This is a genomic window from Nocardia sp. NPDC050378 (genome assembly GCF_040655675.1).
Lineage (GTDB): Bacteria > Actinomycetota > Actinomycetes > Mycobacteriales > Mycobacteriaceae > Nocardia > Nocardia coubleae.
This window is the reverse complement of record NZ_JBFAKI010000005.1, coordinates 369,492-383,888: the sequence shown is the minus strand read 5'-3', so window position 1 is coordinate 383,888 and position 14,397 is coordinate 369,492. Positions and strand designations below refer to the sequence as shown.

At 66.9% G+C, this 14,397-nt stretch carries 14 protein-coding genes; 10 read left to right on the top strand and 4 right to left on the bottom strand.

Annotated elements, in window-relative coordinates:
- Positions 1-193: 193 nt before the first annotated feature.
- The 3 genes from AB0I35_RS14565 (at position 194) to AB0I35_RS14555 (ending at position 4,752) form a co-directional block, all read left to right on the top strand.
- Entirely contained in the window at positions 194-1,660 is a 1,467-nt protein-coding gene (locus AB0I35_RS14565; RefSeq protein ID WP_357396367.1) for a fatty acid desaturase, read from the top strand.
- A gap of 89 nt (positions 1,661-1,749) precedes the next feature.
- The gene (locus AB0I35_RS14560) at positions 1,750-2,898 is read left to right on the top strand and encodes a 3-oxoacyl-[acyl-carrier-protein] synthase III C-terminal domain-containing protein (protein WP_357396534.1); all 1,149 of its coding nucleotides are present in this window, start codon (positions 1,750-1,752) and stop codon (positions 2,896-2,898) included.
- A 9-nt stretch (positions 2,899-2,907) separates the two neighbouring features.
- Positions 2,908-4,752 (top strand): ATP-binding cassette domain-containing protein, encoded by a 1,845-nt coding sequence (locus tag AB0I35_RS14555; protein ID WP_357396366.1) that lies wholly within the window; start codon positions 2,908-2,910, stop codon positions 4,750-4,752.
- 50 nt (positions 4,753-4,802) lie between these two features.
- Here the strand turns inward: AB0I35_RS14555 and AB0I35_RS14550 are convergent, their stop codons facing one another.
- Positions 4,803-5,684 (bottom strand): glucosyl-3-phosphoglycerate synthase, encoded by an 882-nt coding sequence (locus tag AB0I35_RS14550; RefSeq protein WP_357396365.1) that lies wholly within the window; start codon positions 5,682-5,684, stop codon positions 4,803-4,805.
- A gap of 176 nt (positions 5,685-5,860) precedes the next feature.
- Here AB0I35_RS14550 and AB0I35_RS14545 point away from each other — a divergent pair, with 176 nt between their 5' ends.
- Complete coding sequence (locus AB0I35_RS14545) at positions 5,861-7,171, top strand: TerD family protein (protein WP_357396364.1); 1,311 nt, start codon at positions 5,861-5,863, stop codon at positions 7,169-7,171.
- Between the two features lie 78 nt (positions 7,172-7,249).
- Complete coding sequence (ilvD, locus tag AB0I35_RS14540; protein WP_357396363.1) at positions 7,250-8,941, top strand: dihydroxy-acid dehydratase; 1,692 nt, start codon at positions 7,250-7,252, stop codon at positions 8,939-8,941.
- Positions 8,942-9,121: 180 nt separating this feature from the next.
- Here ilvD and AB0I35_RS14535 read toward each other — a convergent pair whose 3' ends face one another.
- Positions 9,122-9,715 (bottom strand): TetR/AcrR family transcriptional regulator, encoded by a 594-nt coding sequence (locus AB0I35_RS14535; RefSeq protein ID WP_357396362.1) that lies wholly within the window; start codon positions 9,713-9,715, stop codon positions 9,122-9,124.
- 179 nt (positions 9,716-9,894) lie between these two features.
- On the opposite strand from AB0I35_RS14535, the gene AB0I35_RS14530 reads away from it, so the two are divergent.
- The 4 genes from AB0I35_RS14530 (at position 9,895) to AB0I35_RS14515 (ending at position 12,269) form a co-directional block, all read left to right on the top strand.
- Positions 9,895-10,050 (top strand): hypothetical protein, encoded by a 156-nt coding sequence (locus AB0I35_RS14530; RefSeq protein WP_357396361.1) that lies wholly within the window; start codon positions 9,895-9,897, stop codon positions 10,048-10,050.
- 50 nt (positions 10,051-10,100) lie between these two features.
- Positions 10,101-10,433, top strand: a complete 333-nt coding sequence (locus AB0I35_RS14525; protein ID WP_357396360.1) for a hypothetical protein — start codon at positions 10,101-10,103, stop codon at positions 10,431-10,433.
- Between the two features lie 67 nt (positions 10,434-10,500).
- On the top strand, positions 10,501-10,881 hold the full coding sequence (locus AB0I35_RS14520; protein WP_357396532.1) for a DUF4440 domain-containing protein: 381 nt from the start codon (positions 10,501-10,503) through the stop codon (positions 10,879-10,881).
- Positions 10,882-10,955: 74 nt separating this feature from the next.
- Positions 10,956-12,269: a Dyp-type peroxidase gene (locus tag AB0I35_RS14515; RefSeq protein ID WP_357396359.1), complete on the top strand. Its 1,314-nt coding sequence runs from the start codon at positions 10,956-10,958 to the stop codon at positions 12,267-12,269.
- 9 nt (positions 12,270-12,278) lie between these two features.
- On the opposite strand, the gene AB0I35_RS14510 is transcribed toward AB0I35_RS14515, so the two are convergent.
- Positions 12,279-13,016, bottom strand: coding sequence for an HD domain-containing protein (locus tag AB0I35_RS14510; protein ID WP_357396358.1), 738 nt, complete (start codon positions 13,014-13,016; stop codon positions 12,279-12,281).
- Positions 13,017-13,233: 217 nt separating this feature from the next.
- Between AB0I35_RS14510 and AB0I35_RS14505 the strand changes: the two genes are divergently transcribed.
- Complete coding sequence (locus AB0I35_RS14505) at positions 13,234-14,022, top strand: SDR family oxidoreductase (RefSeq protein ID WP_357396357.1); 789 nt, start codon at positions 13,234-13,236, stop codon at positions 14,020-14,022.
- Here AB0I35_RS14505 and AB0I35_RS14500 read toward each other — a convergent pair.
- Entirely contained in the window at positions 13,998-14,390 is a 393-nt protein-coding gene (locus AB0I35_RS14500; protein ID WP_357396356.1) for a hypothetical protein, read from the bottom strand. The two genes, AB0I35_RS14505 and AB0I35_RS14500, sit on opposite strands and share 25 nt — an antisense overlap.
- Positions 14,391-14,397 lie beyond the last annotated feature (7 nt).

Here is a 14,397-nt window from a genome sequence, read left to right as displayed (position 1 = left end):
GACAGCCCACACCGGTCCGGGATCGCGGAATCCGGCACACCGTGCCGCTCCGCCGACCCGGACCGGTGTGTCGTTGGGTCGGCCCATAAGAGAACTTTCAGCGAGATGCAAGGCGCCGCAAGGACTATACGTGTCGGGACGCTGGTCGGCAGGCACACGCATCGACCGCCGTTCGGACACGAAGGAAGCACTGATGACGATCGATGATCGACCTGATGAACAGGAGCGCGAGCTCCCGCCACCACCCGGCCCCGGAGGGCGACCGCCCGTCAACAACGTGTGGGTGTATAACGGCAAAGCCTACGACCTGAGCGAGTGGATCTCCAAGCATCCGGGCGGTGAATTCTTCATCGGCCGAACGAAAAACCGCGACATCACCTCGATCATCGGTTCCTACCATCGTGATCCGGAAAAAATCGCGCGAATGATCGAGCGTTACAGCCTCAATCGTAATGCCACGCCCGAGGACATCCACCCGAAGAACAATGCCCCGGACTTCCTCTTCAAAGAGGGTTTCAACAGCTGGGACGACACCCCGAAGTACAAGTTCGACGACAAGAACGACCTGCTGCACGCGGTGAAGGCCCGGATCAAGGAACCGGAGCTGGCCGCGCGGTTGAAGCGCATGGATCGCGCGTTCGACATCGTGGTCGCGTTCCTGATCTTCGCCTACTTCGCGGTGCAGGGCCTTCGGCTCTACGACACCAGCTGGATGCCGCTGCCGGTCTTCGTGATCGCGATGGTGCTGCTGCGCAGTTCGCTGGCCGGCTTCGGCCACTACGCGATCCATCGTGCGCAGAAGGGCTGGAACAAGTACGCGGTGAACGCCTTCGACATGAACTATGTCGCACTGTCTTTCGTCACCGCCGACGGCCACGCCCTGCTGCACCACCCGCACACCCAGAGTGAAGTCGACATCAAGAAGAACGTCTTCACCATGATGATGCAGGTCCCCCGCCTGTACCGGGTGCCGATCCACACCGTGCACAAATTCGGGCATCTGTTGACAGGCATGATCATTCGCCTGCTCGATGTCTGCCGACTTACTCGCAAGGTCGGCATCAAGGACATGTACGGCACCTGGCGTGGTGCGCTGCCGCACTTCATCGGATCGTTCGGCATGCGGTTCCTGCTGGTCGCCGAGTTCGTCGCCTTCGCCGTCGCGGGCGACTTGCTCGCCTGGACACTGCAATTCGTGATCACCCTGTGGATCAGCACCTTCATGGTCGTCGCCAGCCACGACTTCGAGGTGCCGACCGAGGAACTGCACACCGAGACCGAGGACTGGGGTGTCAACCAGCTCGAGCAGGCCTACGACCTGACCGTAGTGGGCAACAAGTACGTCGACTGCTTCCTGTCGGCGGGCTTGAGCTCGCATCGCGTCCATCACGTTCTGCCGTTCCAGCGCAGCGGTTTCGCCAATATCGCCACCGAGGACGTGGTGCGTGAGGAAGCCGCGAAGTTCGGGGTGGAATGGCTGCCCGCCAAGAGCTTCTTCGGTGATCGTCTCCCCAAGCTGTGCCGGACCTACCTGCTCGCGCCCTCGGACGAGGCCAAGCAGAACCGGTGGGGACTGGTGCGCGAACACTGCGCACCCACAGCGCTGAAGACCTGCGTCACCTACACGGTGCAGGGCTTCACCGGCATCGGAACCGTCTGACCCGGCCGCTGCCCGTTACCACTGTCTCGAAAGGAATTGTGCCCGTGTCTGTTTCCATTGATGAAGGTGTGCGTCGACCACGCGGTCCGCTGAAGACGGCCGACGTCGATCGCGGGCACGACCTGCTACCGCCCACGCCACCGACCACCGTCGGGGTGATCGAGGCCGTGGCCACCGGTTCGCCGCAGCGGGTGGTCGAGCAGGCCGTCAACGCCGGACGGGTCGCGGAGCTGTTCTCCGATCCCGTGCAGCGCCAGCGCATTCCACGGATCTACGAGAAGACGCGGATCGACACCCGACATCTGGCGATCGATCCACTCGCTCCCGATTTCCTCGAGTTCAGCAGGCGCCCCGGCACCATCCGGGAGCGAATGAATCTGTTCTTCGAGCACGCCGCACCGCTCGCGGTGGACGTGGCCCGCCGGGCGGTGGCCGGTTTGGCGAACCCGGCCGAGGAGATCGGTCAGCTGATCTTCGTGACCAGCACCGGATTCATCGCCCCGGGCGTCGATGTCGCGGTCGTCAAGGAACTCGGCCTCTCGCCGACGGTCAACCGGATGATCGTGAACTTCATGGGCTGCGCCGCCGCGATGAACGGCATCCGGACCGCCGTCGACTTCGTGCGGGCACATCCGGACAAGAAGTCGATGGTGCTGTGCATCGAATTGAGTTCGGTCAACGCGGTTTTCGACGACGACGTCAACGACGTGATCACCCACAGCCTCTTCGGCGACGGGTGCGGTGCGGTGGTGATCGGCGCCAATCAGGTGCATCAGCCGCTGGCGCCCGGCAGCGTCGTGATCCGCGACAGCTTCAGCCACCTGTTCGACGACGCCGAGGACGGCATCGTGCTCGGTGTGAAGGACGCGGGCATCACCTGCGAGCTCGCGGCGAGCTTGCCCGACTACATCTACCGTGGCGTCGATCCGGTGGTGTCGCAGGTGCTGGCCCGCAACGGGCTCGGCAAGGCCGATGTCGACCTCTGGGCGATCCACCCGGGTGGTCCGCGCATCATCGAGGAGTCGGCGCGTTCGCTCGGTATCGCGCCGGAATCGGCCGCGCCCAGCTGGGCCGTGCTCGCCGAGCACGGCAACATGCTGAGTGTGTCGCTGATCTTCGTGCTCGAGCGCATGATCCGCGAATCCGATTCGGCGGCACCGATTTCCACCGGCGTGGCGTTCTCGTTCGCGCCCGGTGTCACCCTCGAGGGCATCGTGTTCGATGTCATCCGCAGCTGAGAGTCCATCATGCAATTGCTCCGTTTTCTCGCCGCGCTGTCGCCGGCCAGGATCGCGGCCGTGGTGGTCGCGGGCCTGATCTGTGGCGCCGCCAACACCTATCTGGTGACGTTGATCAACGCGGCGGTGTCGCCGAAACCGCCCCCGGACGACCTGATCGCCCGGTTCGTGCTGACCGGCCTGGTGATCCTGGTCAGTGGCGTGCTCTCGCAGGTGCTGCTGATCCGGCTGTCGCAGGACGCCATCTACCGGTTGCGCAGCGATCTGAGCTCCGGGATCGTCGCCGCTCCGTTGGAACACCTGGAACGGCTCGGTATGCATCGTCTGATGGCGACGCTCACCGAGGACGTGCGTTCGCTGTCGCAGGCGGTCACCGCCATTCCGGCGATCTGCGTCGACGTGGCGACCATCGTGGGTTGCTTCGTGTTCCTGGCAGTGGTGTCGGGGCCGATCTTCGCCGTCACCGTGGCCGGTACGCTGGTCGGGATCGCCTGTGTCGAAATGGTTCTCAAGCGGGTGCGCGGGATCTACCGTGAGGCTCGGGAGAACGAGGACGCACTGCTGCGCTCCTTCCAGGCCGTCACGCTCGGTATCAAGGAACTCAAACTCCACCGTGGTCGCCGCCGCGATTTCATGGACCGGCATCTGCTCGGTTCGGCGGGCACCTTGCGCGACCAGAACACCGATGCCGGGTCGAAGTTCTCCTTCGCACAGGGTTTCGGTCAGGCGTTGCAGCTGGCCACCATGGCGCTGATCCTGTTCGTCCTCGCCGCGGCGCTGGATCTGCCGCGCGAGACGATGTTCGGGTACGTGCTGGTCACCACGTTCCTCGCGATGCCGATGCAGAACTTCATGCACCGCATTCCCGATCTGCTGCGCGGTGACGTGGCGCTGGCCAAGATCCGGGCGATGAACCTGTCGATGACGACGATGCACAACGAGGACGAACTGCCCTACGTCGAGCGTCCGCCGGTGGGACAGGCCAAGCTCGAATTGTCGGACGTGACCTACGTGTACCGCTCCGAGGCGCCGTCGCCGGTGCCACCGCCGCCCGGCACACACCCGGGCGGGATGCCGACGCATCCGCCGCGCCCCGGTGTTCCGCCGCGCGGGGGCAACGGGCATCCCGGTGGTCCGCATCCGGCGCATCCCGGCGCGCGGCCCTCGGCCGGTCCCGATGTGAACGGCAAGAACTGGGTCGACCACGGCGCCACCGATGTGCGGCCGGTGCCCTTGGGTCCGCCGCCCGGCCTCGACGAGCCCGGTGAGGGCGGCTTCCGGCTCGGGCCGATCGACCTGGTCTTCGAGCCGGGCCAGATCACCTTCATCGTAGGCGGAAACGGCAGCGGGAAGTCGACGCTCGCCAAGATCATCACCGGTCTGTATGTGCCGCGCACGGGGTCGTTGTCGCTCAACGGGGAGAGGATCGACCACGACAACATCGAATGGTTCCGGCAGAACTCGTCGGCGGTGTTCACCGATTTCCATCTGTTCGAGGACTATCTGGGCTTCGACCGGCCGGGAATCGATGCCGAGGTGCGGCGATACCTGGAGGAGCTGCAGATCGCGCACAAGGTGAGTGTGGAGGGCGGGCGCCTGTCGACCGTCGACCTGTCCCAGGGGCAGCGCAAACGTCTGGCACTGCTCACCGCTCTGCTCGAGGACCGGCAGATCTATGTGTTCGACGAGTGGGCCGCCGATCAGGAGCCCAGGTTCCGTGAGGTGTTCTACCGGGAGATCCTCACCGATCTGAAACAGCGCGGCAAGACCGTCATCGTGATCACCCACGACGACCGGTACTTCGACTGCGCCGATCAGCTGGTGAAGCTCGACTTCGGGTTGGTCGCGGCGTAATCGCCTGTGCCCCGGTCGATTCGTCGATCGGGGCACAGTTGTGTCCGGGTTCAGGCGATCTCGCGGTGCGCGGTGACGACCCGTCGCATGGGCGGGCGGTCGACCAGACTGACCTCCGAAGGTGTGCGGCGCCAGCCCGTTTCGCAGGGCAGGAACTGGACCAGACCGATGCCGGAGTCGCGGATGCCGAGGCGGTCGAGCAGGGTGGCGACCACCTGACGGCTCATCACCGCCAGTTCGTGGGTCGGGCGGTTGCGGTGCACACGGACGCCGAGGTCGACCTGGGCGATGGCGGACAGGCCGTGGCGTTGCCAGCAGTCGAGCAGGATCCCGATCTCGGCGCCGTATCCGCCCGCCAGGGGGACATCGCCGAGGAAGGCCCGGGTGACGGCGTATTCGCCGCCCAGGGGTTGCACGATCTCGGCCAGGGCGGGTGCCAGCGCGGTGAGCAGGGGTCGCGCGACCAGCTGGGTGACGCGGCCGCCGCCGTCGGCGTCCAGTTGCGTGCCGGTGGTGATCGGCCGCCGGTAGAAGCCCTTCACCAGCGTGATGCCGGGTTCGGTGAGCAGTGGGGTCAGCAGGGCAGGCACGAACAGCGGATCAGGTGCCACGAGGTCGGCGTCGAGGTAGACCAGCAGGTCGCCGGTGGCCACTGCGAGCGACCGCCACACCACCTCGCCTTTGCCGGGCCTGGGCGGCACTCCCGGCATCGCCTCTTCGAGGGTGTAGGCGGCCGCGCCCGCCGCCCGCGCCCGGGCGACGGTGCGATCGGTCGAGCCGGCGTCGAGCACGATCAGTTCGTCGATCAGACCACCGAGCAGTGGTCGCACCGACGCCACGACCCCGGCCACGGTGTCCTCGTCGTCCAGGGCGGGGACAACCACCGAGACCCGGCGACCCGACTTGCGGTCGATGAGCTCACGGACGTCCATATCGATCAGTGAACGTCAGCGACCGCGCGCCTGCCAGCGATGCGGCGACATCTTGTGACCGGAGCCAACGGTGAGGTCGGAGTAGCTGGTGAAAAGGACAGCGCGGCGCCGCGGACCGGTACGGTTGGACTGTTCGCCGTCGACGGCGACGACCGGCGAGTGGAGGAGCGGACGTCATGAGTGCGACGGTGGTCGAAGTGGCGAAGGGATCGAAGACCGATCTCATCGACGGACGCTACACCGTCCGCCTGGATCTCGACGGTCCCGCGGGCGCGGTCGACGTGTCCGCGGTCCTGGTGACCGCCGACGGGACAGTGCGCTCCGACGCCGACTTCGTCTTCTTCAACAACCCGTCCGCTTCCGGTGTCCAGCTCGAATCGGATGCTGTTGTCTCCGTCGACCTTTCGGCGATTCCGGCCGATATCCACCGGGTAGTCGTCGCGGGAAGTACCGAGGCACAGGGCATCCGGTTCGGTGAGGTGGCGGGGCTGCGGGTGTCGGTGAACGGTAGTGGGCAGGCGCTGAGCTTCACGCCCGCCGGACTCGATTCCGAGACCGTCCTGCAGGCGGTCGCACTGTACCGGCGGGGGAGTGGGTGGCGGCTGGACGCGATCGGCCAGGGCTACAGCGCGGGTCTGGCGGCCTTCGCGACCGAGCACGGGATCACGGTCGACGAGGAGGCGGTGGAGGAGTCCGCGCCCGCGCTCACCTCACCGCAACCTGTTGTGGCGCAGCAGAACCCGACCATCGATCTACGCAAGGTCGATGTGGTGCTCACCAAGGATTCGCCGGACAAGCGGGCCACGATCGATCTTCGCAAGGGCGGTGCGGGCCATGTTCTCACCGTCGGCCTCGAATGGGACGGTCGCGGCGCGAAATACGACACCAACGGCAAGCCGACCGAATTCGGCACCGGCGACCTGGACGTGTACTTCTTCTGCCGCAACGAACTCACCGGCGACTATGTCGTGGTCAGCGGTGAGAAGGGGCACCAGGGCGATCTGAACGTCTGGCCGCACATCCACCACCAGGGCGACAGCCGGGGCCCCGGAGCCGGTGGCATGCCCGCCACCGAACAGGTGGTCGTGCGTCCCACCGAGAACGGTGACCTGCTGCTCAACGTGTACCAGTCCGTCGACAACGGTGCGGGTGCCATCGATACCTTCGGCCGCCCGCGAGTCCGGGTGCGCTACGGACGCCCCGGACCCGACGGACTGCCCGGTCCCGACGCGGATCAGATCACCGTCGTCATCGGCAACGGCAAGAACTCCTTCTGGGCGACCGTCGCCCACATCGACGTCCGCGACGGCATCCTCACCGTCGACGGAACCACCAGGTACAGCCGGGCTTTCAGCGAACGTATGCCCGTCCTCGATACCGAGGGAACCTGGGTCCGCGCCGCCAAGAACGGCCCCGTCGGCCGCAGCAAATCCGGCAACGGCCTCGGCCTCAGCCGCTACGAAGGTCAGTGCCCCGCACCGCGCTGACCTGTCCGGTAGTCCCGCCGGAGACCTCCACGCGGGTGGGCCGTCGGCGTTTTCGCTGGTGAGTCGTAGGCTTGGGCCATGGCATCCGACACCGAATCATCGTTCGATATCAAGCCCCGCTCGCGCGATGTCACCGACGGGCTCGAGAAGACCGCCGCCCGCGGCATGCTCCGCGCGGTCGGCATGGGGGACGAGGACTGGGTGAAGCCCCAGATCGGGGTGGCGTCGAGCTGGAACGAGATCACCCCGTGCAATCTGTCGCTCGACCGGCTGGCCGACGCGGTGAAGGAAGGCGTGCACGCGGGCGGTGGGTACCCGCTCGAATTCGGGACCATCTCGGTGTCCGACGGTATCTCGATGGGTCATGAGGGCATGCACTTCTCGCTGGTCAGCCGCGAGATCATCGCGGATTCCGTCGAGACGGTCATGATGGCCGAACGCCTCGACGGGTCGGTGCTGCTCGCCGGGTGCGACAAGAGCCTGCCCGGCATGCTGATGGCGGCGGCCCGGCTCGACCTGGCCAGCGTGTTCCTCTACGCGGGATCGACGCTGCCGGGCAACCTCGACGGTAAGGACGTCACCATCATCGACGCCTTCGAAGCCGTCGGCGCCTGCATCAAGGGCCTCATCAGCCGCGAAGAGGTCGACCGTATCGAGCGCGCGATCTGCCCGGGCGAAGGCGCGTGCGGCGGCATGTACACCGCCAACACGATGGCCTCGGCGGCCGAAGCGCTCGGCATGAGCCTGCCGGGGTCGGCGGCGCCGCCCGCTCCCGACCGCCGGCGCGACGTCTACGCGCACCGGTCCGGGGAGGCCGTCGTCGAGCTGCTGCGCAAGGGGATCACCGCGCGCGACATCATGACCATGCCTGCCTTCGAGAACGCCATCACCGTGGTCATGGCGCTCGGCGGGTCGACCAACGCGGTGCTGCACCTGCTGGCGATCGCGCGTGAGGCCGGGGTGGACCTCACCCTCGCCGACTTCAACCGGGTCGGTGACAAGGTGCCACATCTGGCCGACCTGAAACCGTTCGGCCGCTACGTGATGACCGATGTGGACCGGGTGGGCGGTATCCCCGTCGTGATGAAGGCGCTGCTCGACGCGGGGCTGCTGCACGGCGACGTCATGACCGTCACCGGCAAGACCATGGCCGAGAACCTCGCCGACATCGAGCTCGGTCTCGACGGCGACGTCATCCGTCCGCTCGACCGTCCCATCCACCGATCCGGCGGGCTCACCATCCTGCACGGCACGCTGGCGCCCGAAGGGGCCGTGGTGAAGAGCGCGGGCTTCGACTCCGATGTGTTCGCCGGGACGGCAAGGGTGTTCGACGGGGAACGCGCCGCGATGGACGCGCTGGAGAACGGCAGCATCGTGGCCGGTGATGTGGTGGTCATCCGCAACGAAGGACCCAAGGGTGGGCCGGGTATGCGCGAAATGCTCGCCATCACCGGGGCGATCAAGGGTGCGGGCCTCGGCAAGGACGTCCTGCTGCTCACCGACGGCCGATTCTCCGGCGGCACAACGGGTTTGTGCGTCGGGCACGTCGCGCCGGAGGCCGTCGACGGCGGTCCGATCGCGTTCGTCCGCGACGGCGACCCGATCGTCCTCGATGTCGCCAACCGGCGCCTCGACGTGGAAATCGACCCGGCCGACCTCGCCGCCCGCAAGGTCGGCTGGGAACCCGCAGCCCCCAAATACACCTCCGGTGTCCTCGCCAAGTACCGCAAGCTGGTCAGTTCGGCGGCACAGGGAGCCGTCACGGGATGACGCCGGACGAGGTTCGCCTGCCGGCGCTGGGATTCGAGAGCCCGACCGAGCGAGACCACCACGGTCGGCCTCGTTTCGCAGGCAAACCATTTTCGTGACGCTGCCCGACGACGAACACCTGCGTGTGATGCTCCCGAGGAAGGCGTTCGTGAGGGGCGACCGGGCAGTCGACCGAGAGGTTCAGCGCGCGCCGACGATGCGCAACGCCATGTTCGCGTAGCCCTCGGCGATGTTCTCGGGGCTCCAGTCGCCGCCGTCGCGGTACCAGCGGGCGATGTCGATGCCGAGGGAGAGCAGGGCGACCGCGGCCATGCGCGCGTCGGGCACGTCGAACGCGCCGGTGGCGACTCCGCGTTCGACGAGGTCGCGGATCTCCTGGTCGATCCGGCGGCGCAGGCCCCGGATCTCCGCGTAGTGCTCGGGGGTGAGCGCGGACAGTTCGTAGTTCACGATCCGGGCCCTGGTGTGGCCGCGCACATGGTGTGCCGCGAAGTCATGGACCACGGTGCGCAGGGCCAGTGTCGGGTCGTCGGTCGACCGGATGGCGGCGCGGATTAGCTCGAGTGACTGCTCGTGCCCCGCCCGCGAGATCACGTACAGCAGTTCCTCTTTCGACTTGTGATGCACATACACCGCTGCCGGGCTCATGCCGGCGGCGGACGCGATATCGCGCGTGGTCGTACCGTTGAAGCCTTTTTCGGCGAACGCGTCGATGGCTGCCTCTAGGAGGCGTGCACGGGTGGCATCGCCTCGGGGCTCGATGGTCTCGGTCATTTCCGCGCCATTATCTCGTCTCGGAGCATCGCGGCCGGTTCCGGGCCGTGTGACGTGGCCGACACCATCGGGCCTGTCGTCAAGGGCGGCGCCCGAGTCGCAGCGGCCTGGGCTCCGGTGCCCGACCGTTTTCCCACCTTCGCACCGGGTAGGCGGTGTGCAGAGGAAAGGAGGACCCCATGCATGAGCCGAAGGAACCGTCCGGTGACCACTACGACCCCACCCAGGACCCGGATGCCGACCCGGACATGATCCAGCCACCCGACCGCCTCACCCCGCAGCCCAGTCAGGCGGAAGGGGAGGACGACGAGTCACCGTCCGAACGCGGTGGATAAGTTGCCGGACAGGAGTATTCGCGCTCAGGATCGCGAGGGAACGGGGGATTGTGGTCGGCCGCCCCCTGCTCTACCTCGATGTGGACGGGCCCCTCAACCCGTATCTCGCGAAGCCGGAGCGTCGTTTGAAAGGGTACGAGACGCACCGGATGCTGCCGCAGTCGTGGATCGCGCGGCACCGCGACGTCCCCGTGCGGCGGGTGAAGCCGTTGCGGGTGTGGCTGAACCCGGTGCAGGGCCGGATGCTGGTGGACCTCGCCGAGCATTTCGACCTGTGGTGGGCGACGACGTGGGAGCACGACGCGAACACGCATATCGCCCCGGTACTCGGCCTGCCCGAGTTGCCTGTCGCCGTGGGCGCGCACCATCCGGCCATAGGATGATCGAAAACATCTGTCGTACAGGTCGGTTCGTGAGTGAAACATCGCGGCGAGAGGCGAAGAGTTGAGTGTGGATCTCGAGGGTGCGATACGGGCGCTCCACGATGACCTGGCTGCCTGGCTCGGGAGCGAGGCGCCGGACTCGGTTTTCGACCGTTTCGCGGCAGCGCAGGATGTTTCGTTCTCCATGGTGACCACCACGGGACAGATCCTGCGCCGTGACGAATTGCTGGCTGGACTGCGAGCGGCGCGTAACGCCCAGCCGGGGTTGCGCATCACCATCAGTGAGATCGAAGTGCTGTCAGCGGACGATGCCGTGACGGTCGTGCGTTTCCTCGAATCGCACGACCACGCCGGTGTGGTCTCCCGGCGCCGCGTGCTCGCGGTTCTGCGCCCGGAGCGTGACTCGGTGCGTTGGTGGACCCTTCAGGAAACCGACGTACCCGGCTGACCCAGCCCTGGGGCTTACGTAAGCGCACCTTCATGTAGGTTGAAGCTGTCGACCTGCTGAGCTACTCTACGGGCATGCGAAAAGCTACTACAGAGCGTAGTAATCACGGTGCGACCACGGGTTTCTCGCGGCGAGCCCTGATCGGTGGGGCCGTCACGGTGGCCGGTGCGGCGACGGCTGGCGCGATGATCGGGCGGGGTGCCGAGCCGGATTCCGCCGGTGCGGTGATCGAGCCGTTCCACGGCGAACACCAGGCGGGGATCGCGACGAGTCCGCAATCGCACGCGCTGTTCCTTGCCTGCGATGTGGCGCGTCCGGACCGGGGTGCGCTGCGTGAACTGCTCACCGAATGGACCGCGGTGTCGGCCGCGCTCACGACGGGCCGACCGATGCCCGAACCGTTACGCGCCCAACCGGATACGACCGCCGAAACCGATTTCGCGACCGGGCTCCAACCGGCCCGCCTGACGATGACCTTCGGTCTCGGCGCCGCCGTGTTCGACGAGCGGTTCGGTCTCGCCGACCGCCGTCCCCGCCACCTCGGCGCGCTACCGGCCTTCGACGGCGAGGTCCTGAACCCCGCCTGGTGTGGTGGTGATCTGCTGGTGCAGATCTGCGCCGACGACTCACAGCTGGTCAGCCACGCTTTTCGAGCCTTGCGTGCGCGCATGCCCGGCCTGGCCCGGATGCGCTGGACTCAGCACGGCTTCCTCGGTCTCCCCGGCGACGGCGGTACCACGCGCAATGCCTTCGGCTTCAAAGACGGCACCGCTAATCCCCGAACCGGCACCACCGATTTCGATACCACGGTGTGGGTCGACTCGCCCACCGAACCCGGCTGGTTCCATGGCGGAACGTACCTGGTCTTCCGCAAGATCCGGATGAAAACCGCCGAGTGGGACCAACTTCCGGTCGCCCAGCAGAACCAGATCATCGGCCGGCGACGTGGTGACGGTGCCCCGCTCGGTGGCGCATCGGAATTCGACACCGTCGATCTGGCCGCCCGGGACGAGCGCGGTGAACTCGCGATCGCGCACAACGCGCATGTGCGGTTGGTGCACGACATCCCGATGCTGCGCCGCGGCTACAACTACGACTACGGATTGCTGGTCGCCAACGCTGGTGGCTCGCCCGATCCGACACCCGCCCAACCACATTCGCACGCACCGGGTACACCGGAACACAGTCACGGCGGCCACGGCCAACTCGATGTCGGACTGCTGTTCGCCGCCTATCAGAACAACCCGCCCGAGCAATTCGTGAAGGCACAGCGCGCCATGGCGAACGACCGGCTCAACCCGCTCATCCAGCACACCGGCAGCGGATTCTTCGCCATGCCGCCGGGTGCGGCGCCGGGGGAATCCGTCGCCGCGGCCCTGCTCGCTTGAACGCTCGGGTCAGTCCTGCCAACCGCTCGAGTTCATGAGGTCGTCCCAGTTCGGCAACGGAACCTGCGGATGATGCAGGCGCACGAGCTCGGCCCCCAGGCTGGCCGGAAACGCCTTCCTGGGGTCGGCGAGGATCTGCTCCTCCATGATGGCGGTGATCGCGGGAGTTCCGCCGAGCCGCGGGTAGGCGGCATGGACGACATCGGCGTAGCCGGGCGGCAGATCACCCGGTCCGCCACCGATATCGATGCCGATGCCCGTTACCGCGATCCAGATCTCGGCCGGCCTGCGCCTGCGGAAGGCCGGTGAGTCGCTGAAGCCGGAGGTGTGCGCGGCGATCGCGTCCCACACTGTCTCGACCCGGCTGTCGGTGATGCCGTGGCGCTCGAGAAACTCGGCCGCGAAATCCGCGCCGTCCACCTCGAACCGCTGATTTCCGTTGGCGATCTCGCTCAGCCCGATGTCGTGCAGCGCGCAGATCAGGTACATGGTCTCGTCGTCGTAGTCGACACCGGCCCGCAGGCCGTTCGTCGCGGCGACGGCACGGGCGAACAGATACCCGCGCAAGCTGTGATTGCGCACCGGCGTCGCCACGGCGGTGTCGATCAGTTCACGCGCTGCCTGGGCGATGGGTGTGGTCGGGAAGACCAGCGCGTCGGGCCGGGCCGACGCGATCGCGTGCGACGCGGCGAGGGCTGCCCCGGTCAACGCGGCGGCGCCGAAGGCGCTACGGCGAGTGATGTCCATGAGTACTCCGATCCTGATAACCTTCAATGCATTTGAAGGTTATCAGGATTTCTTCAATTAGGTTGAAGGAGCGGGGGTCTGGTTCCGCCAAGACGAGCCTGAAGGACATGGGTGCGCCGCCACCGCCGGACCGGCGTGCGCGCTGATCCGGCGATAGGGTGCACACAGCGTTCGTTCTTGTCGGAGTCCGGTAGGACCGTTGTGAGGAGTGATGCGCGTGCGGATCGATCTGATCGGGAAGACGGCGTTGGTCACCGGCTCCACCCAGGGCATCGGGGTGGCCATCGCGCAGGGGCTCGCCGACGCGGGCGCGCGGGTGGTGGTGAACGGACGCTCGGCCGATCGGGTGGACGCGGCTGTCGACGCCATTCGCGGCACCGGTGGGGACGCGGTCGGTGTGGCGGCCGATGTGACCACCGACGAGGGCGTCGCACGATTGCTACGTGAATTGCCCGGCGTGGATGTTCTCGTGAACAATCTCGGCATCTTCGAGGCCGTGCCCGCGCGCGAGATCACCGACGCGCAGTGGCGGTCGTTCTTCGAGGTGAACGTGCTGTCGGCCGTGCGGCTGATCCGGGCGTACCTCCCCGGCATGATCGAGCGTGGGTGGGGTCGTGCCCTGCAGATCGCCAGCGATTCCGCCGTGGTCACTCCCGCCGAGATGATCCACTACGGTGTGTCCAAGACGGCGCTGCTCGCCGTGACCCGTGGCTTCGCCAAAGACGCCGCGGGGACCGGGGTCACGGTGAATTCGGTGATCGCCGGACCCACACACACCGGCGGCGTGGAGGAATTCGTGTACCAGCTGGTCGACCGGTCGTTGCCGTGGGAGCAGGCGCAGCGGGAGTTCATGCGCGTGCATCGCCCGCAGTCGCTGATCCAGCGGCTGATCGAACCGTCGGAAATCGCGAACATGGTCGTCTACCTGAGTTCGCCGCTGGCGTCGGCGACCACCGGCGGAGCCCTGCGCGTCGACGGTGGCTACGTCGATTCGATCCTGCCGTAACGCCCCTGCCAGGCGGCTAGCCAGCCGATCTCCATGGCCGCGTCGAGAAGGTAGGTCTTGCGGATCGTGCCTTTCGGGACGTAGATCAGGTCGATCGCCAGCAACCAGCCCGCGGTGGTGAGGCCGAGCCTGCGTGCGCTCGCCAGGCCCTCGGGTGTGCGCGCTGCCGTCAGCTGTACGAGACCGTTGCCCGCCAGCAGTCCGGCGACGGTGAACTGCAACCAGCGGTCGTACTTCGAACCGAAGATCGCCTCGAAGCTGCGTCTGCTGACGAGCGGCCATACGCCGCCCACGACGTTGAAGGCGCCGTGCGCGCGGGCCAGGTTCGCGGCCTGATTCGGCCGGGTCGGACGGTCGTCGGTGGACATCGCATTT

Coding starts and splice junctions, on each gene's coding strand:
- AB0I35_RS14565 (WP_357396367.1), top strand. CDS start 194: ATGACGATCGATGATCGACCTGATGAACAGGAGCGCGAGCTCCCGCCA.
- AB0I35_RS14555 (WP_357396366.1), top strand. CDS start 2,908: ATGCAATTGCTCCGTTTTCTCGCCGCGCTGTCGCCGGCCAGGATCGCG.
- AB0I35_RS14550 (WP_357396365.1), bottom strand. CDS start 5,684: ATGGACGTCCGTGAGCTCATCGACCGCAAGTCGGGTCGCCGGGTCTCG.
- AB0I35_RS14545 (WP_357396364.1), top strand. CDS start 5,861: ATGAGTGCGACGGTGGTCGAAGTGGCGAAGGGATCGAAGACCGATCTC.
- ilvD (WP_357396363.1), top strand. CDS start 7,250: ATGGCATCCGACACCGAATCATCGTTCGATATCAAGCCCCGCTCGCGC.
- AB0I35_RS14535 (WP_357396362.1), bottom strand. CDS start 9,715: ATGACCGAGACCATCGAGCCCCGAGGCGATGCCACCCGTGCACGCCTC.
- AB0I35_RS14530 (WP_357396361.1), top strand. CDS start 9,895: ATGCATGAGCCGAAGGAACCGTCCGGTGACCACTACGACCCCACCCAG.
- AB0I35_RS14515 (WP_357396359.1), top strand. CDS start 10,956: ATGCGAAAAGCTACTACAGAGCGTAGTAATCACGGTGCGACCACGGGT.
- AB0I35_RS14510 (WP_357396358.1), bottom strand. CDS start 13,016: ATGGACATCACTCGCCGTAGCGCCTTCGGCGCCGCCGCGTTGACCGGG.
- AB0I35_RS14500 (WP_357396356.1), bottom strand. CDS start 14,390: ATGTCCACCGACGACCGTCCGACCCGGCCGAATCAGGCCGCGAACCTG.